The 8,027-nt window shown below is 28.5% G+C and carries 5 protein-coding genes; all 5 read left to right on the plus strand.

All coding sequences use genetic code 11. From position 1 onward, the window contains the following. The first annotated feature begins 328 nt into the window (after positions 1 to 328). The 5 genes from L3J60_RS12890 to mnmE all read left to right on the plus strand — a co-directional run bounded on the left by L3J60_RS12890 (position 329) and on the right by mnmE (position 7,825). Positions 329 to 2,107 (plus strand): long-chain fatty acid--CoA ligase, encoded by a 1,779-nt coding sequence (locus L3J60_RS12890; RefSeq protein ID WP_291975972.1) that lies wholly within the window; start codon positions 329 to 331, stop codon positions 2,105 to 2,107. Between the two features lie 64 nt (positions 2,108 to 2,171). After that, the gene (dnaX, locus tag L3J60_RS12895; protein ID WP_291975973.1) at positions 2,172 to 3,869 is read left to right on the plus strand and encodes a DNA polymerase III subunit gamma/tau; all 1,698 of its coding nucleotides are present in this window, start codon (positions 2,172 to 2,174) and stop codon (positions 3,867 to 3,869) included. 21 nt (positions 3,870 to 3,890) lie between these two features. Next, positions 3,891 to 5,807, plus strand: a complete 1,917-nt coding sequence (locus tag L3J60_RS12900) for a cation:proton antiporter (RefSeq protein WP_291975974.1) — start codon at positions 3,891 to 3,893, stop codon at positions 5,805 to 5,807. Then, the gene (locus tag L3J60_RS12905) at positions 5,807 to 6,388 is read left to right on the plus strand and encodes a tRNA-(ms[2]io[6]A)-hydroxylase (protein ID WP_291975975.1); all 582 of its coding nucleotides are present in this window, start codon (positions 5,807 to 5,809) and stop codon (positions 6,386 to 6,388) included. The genes L3J60_RS12900 and L3J60_RS12905 overlap by 1 nt, the downstream gene beginning before the upstream one ends. Positions 6,389 to 6,418: 30 nt before the next feature. Further along, positions 6,419 to 7,825, plus strand: a complete 1,407-nt coding sequence (gene mnmE / locus L3J60_RS12910; protein WP_291975976.1) for a tRNA uridine-5-carboxymethylaminomethyl(34) synthesis GTPase MnmE — start codon at positions 6,419 to 6,421, stop codon at positions 7,823 to 7,825. Positions 7,826 to 8,027: the final 202 nt, after the last annotated feature.

Raw genomic sequence — 8,027 nt, forward strand, 5'->3', positions numbered from 1 at the left:
TTAAAAGAATGGGGACTAATACGAGTGTTAGTTATCAAAAACTACGAACTGACCTAGTTCACCCCATTCTTTTTCTTTTAACAAATTTAAATGTTTTTATCAGTTTGCTAATCTAAAGGAATTGACGTAACAGTAAGTTTAAAAAGTAATAATAATGCACAACGGGTTAATTAACTAATTCTAAATAAAATAAATAATTTAGCATCAATAATTATCATTTTTTGATTTTTATACATTTTTAAGTAACAGTAATAACATATCTGATTAAGCTATTGCAAAATCCTTATAAATTTTATACTTTGCAGAGACACAAAACAAACTAAATAAAATGTCGATAAAAGTAACTAGAGTTTTCGATTTCGCATACTACCAACTAGAAAAATATAATTTAAAAGAATCTTTAACTACCAAATACAATGGAACCTGGGTATCTACTTCAACTCAAGAATATCTTGACAAAGCTAATGCCATTAGTAGAGGATTATTAAAACTTGGGGTAAAACCTGGTGATAAAATTGCAGTGATTTCATCAAGTAATAGAACAGAATGGAATATACTAGATGTAGGAATTACGCAATTAGGAGCTTTAAACATTCCTATTTACCCAACTATTTCTAAAGATGATTATGAATATATTTTCAATCATGCTGAAGTAACTTATTGTTTTCTATCCGATAAAGAATTATTTAAAAAAGCTAATTCTATAATAGATAATGTTCCAAGCTTAAAAGAAATTTATTCTTTTGAAACTATTAAAAACTGTAAAAACTGGGAAGAAGTTTTAGAATTAGGAAAGGATAAAAGTAATCAACCAGAAGTAGAAGTATTAAAAAGTAAGGTTAAACCAGATGATTTAGCTACTATCATTTATACCTCAGGAACTACTGGAAGACCAAAAGGTGTTATGCTTTCTCATACTAACCTAGTAAGTAACGTAATTGATAGTTACCCTAGATTACCTATGGAAGGTGAAATGAAAGTGTTAAGTTTTTTACCTGTTTGCCATGTTTTTGAAAGAATGCTGTTGTATTTGTATCAATATTCAGGAACTCCAATTTATTTTGCAGAATCAATTGATAAAATTGGAGCAAATTTAAAAGAAGTAAAACCATCTCTTATGTCAGTTGTTCCTCGATTACTTGAAAAGGTATATGACGGAATTATTACTAAAGGAACAGAATTAACGGGTATTAAAAAAATGCTATTCTTTTGGGCGGTTGAAGTTGGATTAAAATATGAACCTTACCGAAAAAATGGTTGGTTTTATCATCAAAAATTAGCAATTGCCAATAAGCTAATATTCAGTAAATGGAGAGAAGCTTTAGGAGGCAATTTAAGAACTATGGTTTCGGGTAGTGCAGCACTACAACCAAGATTAGCAAGAATATTTACCGCCGCTAAAATGCATGTAATGGAAGGATACGGACTTACAGAAACCTCACCCGTAGTTTCCGTAAATATGTATAAAGATCATTTAATGAGAATTGGAACCGTTGGTAAACCTATTAGAAATGTTGAAGTAAAAATTGCTGAGGATGGTGAAATTTTAGTAAAAGGTCCAAACGTAATGAAAGGTTATTATAAAGATCCTGAAAAAACAGCAAGTGTAATGACCGGAGAATATTTTCACACAGGAGATAAAGGTGAAATTGATGCTGATGGCTTTCTTAAAATAACTGGAAGAAAAAAAGAAATTTTTAAAACTTCCGGTGGAAAATATATTGTACCAGCCCTTCTTGAAAATGAAATGAAACAATCTCGTTTTATTGAACAAATTATAGTAGTTGGTGAAGGACAAAAAATGGCAACGGCAATTATTCAGCCAAATTTTGAATTTTTACGAAATTGGTCTAGAATACATCATGAACCAATTTTAGGAAATAATGAAGATTTAATTAGAAATCCTCATGTTATAAAAAGAATTCAAAAAGAAATGAAAAAAGGCAACAAAAACTTTGGTAAATGGGAAACTATTAAAAGATTTGAATTAACTCCAGAAATATGGGGAATTGATAATGGTTTACTTACCCCTACAATGAAACCAAAAAGAAATGAAATTATTGCAAAATATAAACATTTATATAATAAAATGTACGATATTGATTAATAATCTTTTTAAACTAAAAAGTTAAATTGATTTTTATATTTTTGCAGTAAACGAATTTGATTGTATGGAGCATTTTATAGTATCAGCACGTAAATACAGACCACAAACTTTTAAAGATGTTGTTGGTCAACAAGCCATAACAAACACGCTTGAAAATGCTATAAAAAGTAATCATTTAGCACAAGCTCTCTTATTTACAGGTCCACGTGGCGTTGGTAAAACTACATGTGCCAGAATTTTGGCAAAACAAATTAATCAGGCAACCAATACTGCTCCTGATGAAGATTTTGCTTTTAATATTTTTGAATTAGATGCAGCTTCCAATAATGGAGTTGATCAAATTAGAGAATTAACAGATCAAGTTAGAATTCCTCCTCAAACAGGTAAGTACAAAGTATATATTATTGATGAGGTTCATATGCTTTCTGCTGCTGCATTTAATGCCTTTTTAAAAACGCTTGAAGAACCACCTGAACATGCTATTTTTATTTTAGCAACTACCGAAAAACATAAGATAATTCCTACCATTTTATCTCGCTGTCAAATATTTGATTTTAAACGAATTGGAGTGCTAGATATTAAAAATTATCTTACTAAAATTGCCAAACAAGAAGGAATTACAGCAGATGATGATGCATTGCATATTATCGCTCAAAAGGCAGATGGTGCATTAAGAGATGCACTTTCCATATTTGATAGAGTTGTAAGTTTTTCAGGAACTAATTTAACTAGAAAAGATGTTACAGAAAACTTAAACGTTTTAGATTATGATGAATTTTTTACAGCTACAGATTTAATTTTAGAAAATAAAATTCCTGAGTTATTAGTTCATTTTAATACTATTTTAGCCAAAGGATTTGAAGGTCATCATTTTATAATTGGTTTAGCTTCACATTTTAGAGATTTATTAGTCGCAAAGGATAAATCAACCATAACATTATTAGAAGTTGGTGATAATGCAAAAAAGAAATACCTCTCTCAATCAGAAAAATGTGATTTACGTTTTTTACTTCAAGCAATAGAACTTGCAAATCAATGCGATTTGAATTATAAAAGCAGTAAAAATCAGCGATTGTTAATTGAACTTACTATAATGCAACTAGCCTCTATCACTTTTGATGGAGAAAAAAAAAATAACAAACCCTACATAATTGCAGCATTACACTTTCAAACCCAAAATAATTCAGTTTTTAATCCTAATTTAGTTTCAAAAAGTACAATCTCAAAAAAAATAACTAAACCTATAATTAAAGAAATTCTTAAGCCTAAAAAACAATTAGCTAAACCTGATTTAAAAATTGAAAATAGAAGACCTTCACCACTCTCGTTAAAAAGTGTAAATCACAAAAAAGAAATTGAAAAAATTGAAGTAGATTTTGAAGAAATTGAAGGATTACCAACCGATGATTTTGGTGAAAATGAAGGGTTAAGATTATGGCTAACCTACATTGATAAACTAAAAGAAAAAGGAAAAAATAGTTTAGCTGCAGTAATGGCTGCAAATAAGCCAGTTATTAAAGAACAAAATTTTTATATTGAGCTACCTAATTTTGTAATGGAAAAACAATTAAAAGTAGGATTAAACCCATTATTAAAATATTTAAGAGAAAAACTTAATAATTTTAAAATTAAAATTACCATAAATGTAAATGAAAAGGCAACCAAAAAATACGCATATACATCCCTAGAAAAATATCAAAAATTAAAAGAACAAAATAGTGACATTGTATTACTTAAAAAAACTTTTGATTTAGACGTTTAATTTTTAATACCCAATATTATTTTGAGCATAAAATTAATCATAACTTTTTTAATTGGCTTTTTTTTAGTTGCTATAGCTGCAAATCAAATTGCTAAATTTTTTCAAAAAAATAAATTCCCTTTAATTACTGGATTAATAATTACAGGAATTATTGCTGGTTCTTCCTTTTTAAATTTTATTCCACCAAAAGCATTAAAAGAATTAAATTTTTTAAATGAAATAGCCTTGGCAATTATTGCCTTTTCTGCTGGATCAGAGTTATATTTAAAAGAACTTAGAAGTAGAATAAACAGCATAAAATGGATGACGATAAGTCAGCTTTTTATAACATTTATTTTAAGTTCCGTAACTATTTATTTTATTGCAGATTTAATTCCATTTATGGCAACTATGCCAAGCACACACAAAATTGCTGTTTCCATACTCTTTGCAACCATTTTTGTAGCTAGGTCTCCTTCATCTGCAATAGCAGTTATTGATGAATTACGTGCAAATGGTCCTTTTACTAAAACGGTTATGGGCGTTACGGTTATAAAAGATGTTTTGGTAATCATTTTATTTGCAATTAGTATTTCTATTGCCAAAGCTTTTATTAATAATGAGCCAATAAATATATTCTTTTTTATAATTCTACTTTTAGAAATAGCTACTTCTATTGGATTAGGATTGCTGTTTGGAAAATTACTAGCTTTACCTTTTTTAACAAAAGCAGACAAACAATTTAAAGGAATTGCCGTAATTTTAATTGGATATGGAATTTATTTATTTTCCCATTTAATTACTATTGAAGCTCATCAACTTCTTCACATAGAATTCACATTAGAGCCATTACTAATTTGTATAATTGCAAGTTTTGCACTAACTAATTATAGTAAACACAGAATTGAATTTTCAAAAACTTTAAAAGAAATAAGTCCGATTATTTACATCATATTTTTTACGCTAACTGGTGCTTCACTATCAGTTCACACACTCATAAACGTATTTAATATAGCTTTAGGATTTTTCTTTTTAAGGTTAATCACCATGTTTATAAGTGGTTTTACAGGAGTTTATTTAGCAAAAGACCCAAATAAATTTGCCTTAGTTGCTTGGATGCCCTATTTAACTCAGGCTGGAGTTGCACTAGGATTAGCTACTATTGTTTCACAGGAATTCCCAACTTGGGGACACGAGTTTGAAACTATTGTTATTGCTGTAATTGTAATGAACCAATTAATTGGTCCTCCATTATTTAAATGGTCTTTAAATTATTTACACGAAAGTCATTTGAAAGCCAATAAAACAAGCAACCCTGAAAATCAAAATGCAATTATTTTTGGATTTGAAAATCAATCGTTAGCTTTAGCTAATCAATTAAAACAAAACAATTGGGAAGTTAATATTGCTCAATTAAAATCAGAAAATACGATAGATAAAGAGTTTAACCTAATTTGTTTAAAATCACTTTCAATAAAAGAGTTAGAAAAAATAAATTTAAAACTTTATGAATCAATTGTATTATTGCTTTCTGATGAAGAAAATTTAGAAATCGCAACCTATATTTATGAAAATATTGGTACTAAAGTGGTTATTGTCAGGTTAAATGACAGAAATCACTTTGAAAAATTTCATAAACTTGGAACTTTAATAATTAATCCTGCAACAGCAATGGTAAGTTTATTAGATCACTTTGTTCGGTCACCAAATGCAACTTCATTATTATTAGGAATGGATGCTGGCCAAGATTCAATTGATATAGAAATAAGAAATAAAGACATTCATGGAATTCGCTTACGCGATTTGCGTTTACCATCAGATGTTTTAGTACTCTCAGTAAAACGAAAAGGACAATTGTTAGTATCACACGGCTACACAAGGTTACGATTAGGAGACGTAATTACCTTAGTGGGTGCTGATGAAAGCTTGCAAAAACTTAAATATAAATTCGATAACTAATGCTAGGTTTAAAACTTCCTACAGACCCAAGATGGGCTAACATTGCAGAAAAAAATATTAATGAAATTTTAATTGATCATGCTCATTGTGAACTTAAAGCAGCAGCAACTGCAAACTCATTAATTATGAGCTTTCCTGAATATTCAGATTTAGCTGATGAAATGGTTAATATTGTAAAAGAAGAAATGAGTCATTTTAAATTAGTACATGATAAGTTACAAGTTAAAGGAATTAGCCTAGGAAGAGATCGAAAAGATGGGTATGTAAATAAGATTATAAAGTTTTTCCCAAAAGGAGGAAGTAGAACCACACAATTAGTACATAGATTATTATATGCCGCTTTAATAGAAGCTCGTAGTTGCGAACGATTTAGATTGTTATCAGAAAACTTGGAAGATAAAAACTTAGCTAAATTTTATAGAGATTTAATGGTTTCAGAAGCAAATCATTATAGTCTATTTTTAAACTTTGCAAGGAAATATGGAGAACGTTCAGAAGTAGATAAAAAATGGCAAGAATTATTGAAATTTGAAGCTGAACTCATGAAAAATTTAGGAAATAAAGAATCCATTCACGGCTAAACAATTTGTATTTTTGCAATAAAATAAGAAATGAATAATAATGATACTATAATTGCTTTAGCTACTTCATCGGGTGTTGGAGCAATTGCGGTTATTAGATTGTCTGGTGAAAAATCAATTGAAATAGTTAATAGCTTTTTCCAATCAAAATTTGGAAAGAAAGATTTAACTAAAATGAAATCTCATACCATTCACTTAGGAAACATCGTAGATAATAATCATATTATTGATGAAGTTTTAGTATCTATCTTCAAAAATCCTAAATCTTATACTGGCGAAAATGTAGTAGAAATAAATTGCCATGGCTCAGTATATATTCAACAAAAAATTATACAATTATTCATTAAAAATAGCGTAAGAAATGCAAATCCTGGAGAATTTACTTTACGTGCTTTTTTAAATGGAAAAATGGACTTAAGTCAGGCAGAAGCTGTAGCCGATTTAATAGCCTCAAACTCAGAAGCTTCTCATAAAGTTGCACTGCAACAAATGCGTGGTGGATTTAGTAATGAAATAGAAAATTTACGAAATCAATTAATAAATTTTGCAAGTTTAATAGAATTAGAGCTCGATTTTGCAGAAGAAGATGTTGCCTTTGCCGATAGAACAGAATTCACCAATTTAGTTAATAAAATCAACAAAATTCTTAAAAAACTAATTGATTCATTTGCTGTAGGAAATGTGCTTAAAAATGGTATTCCTGTAGCTATTGTAGGCGAACCAAATGTTGGAAAATCAACGTTATTAAATACACTTTTAAATGAAGAAAAAGCTATTGTAAGTCATATTGCTGGCACTACCAGAGATGCTATAGAAGATGAGCTAATTATTGCAGGTGTAACTTATAGATTTATTGACACGGCAGGAATTAGAACTACACAAGATTTTATTGAAAACATTGGTATTCAAAAAACTTTTGAGAAGATTGAACAAGCTCAACTAGTTATCTATTTATTCGATTTAGAATCAATTAAAAATAAAAAAATAGATTTAAACAGCTTATTAATTGAAATTGAGAAAATTAAAACGAAACATCCTAATAAAAAAATATTGCTGATTGCAAACAAAGTAGATTTAGCCTCTAGTAAAATAATAGAAGAAACAAAGAAAATATTTAAAAGTTTTGAGCTTTTATTTATTGCGGCAAAACAAAAAAAAGGAATTGATGAATTAATTATTAAATTAATAAATTTATCAAATACCGGAGCATTAAGTAATAATGAAACTATTGTTAGTAACTCGCGTCATTTTGAAGCATTAAACAATGCCTTTATTGCCATAAATGATGTACAAAAGGGAATAAATGAAAATATTAGCTCTGATTTATTGGCTATTGACATTCATGAAGCCTTACACAATTTAGGTTTAATAACTGGTGAAGTTACTACAGAAGATTTACTTGGAAATATTTTTGCTAATTTTTGTATCGGAAAGTAATTACCTATCTGATTTATAGGATTTTAAAATATTTTAGCAAACCTATTATTGAAACTAAAGCCCAAATACCTTCTAATACCAATTTAATTTTATAATATCGCATTAAAAGCATTTATATAGTGATGATTTCCAGTGATTGATTTAATGGTTTTTGGAGTCATTTGATTTACCATATTATGCAACCAATCTGTTAAATTTTCCA

It is taken from the genome of Lutibacter sp. (assembly GCF_021647475.1).
Lineage (GTDB): Bacteria > Bacteroidota > Bacteroidia > Flavobacteriales > Flavobacteriaceae > Lutibacter.

Excerpts from the sequence above, each read along its gene's own strand:
- dnaX (WP_291975973.1), top strand. The coding sequence starts at position 2,172 with ATGGAGCATTTTATAGTATCAGCACGTAAATACAGACCACAAACTTTT.
- mnmE (WP_291975976.1), top strand. The coding sequence starts at position 6,419 with ATGAATAATAATGATACTATAATTGCTTTAGCTACTTCATCGGGTGTT.
- L3J60_RS12890 (WP_291975972.1), top strand. The coding sequence starts at position 329 with ATGTCGATAAAAGTAACTAGAGTTTTCGATTTCGCATACTACCAACTA.
- L3J60_RS12905 (WP_291975975.1), top strand. The coding sequence starts at position 5,807 with ATGCTAGGTTTAAAACTTCCTACAGACCCAAGATGGGCTAACATTGCA.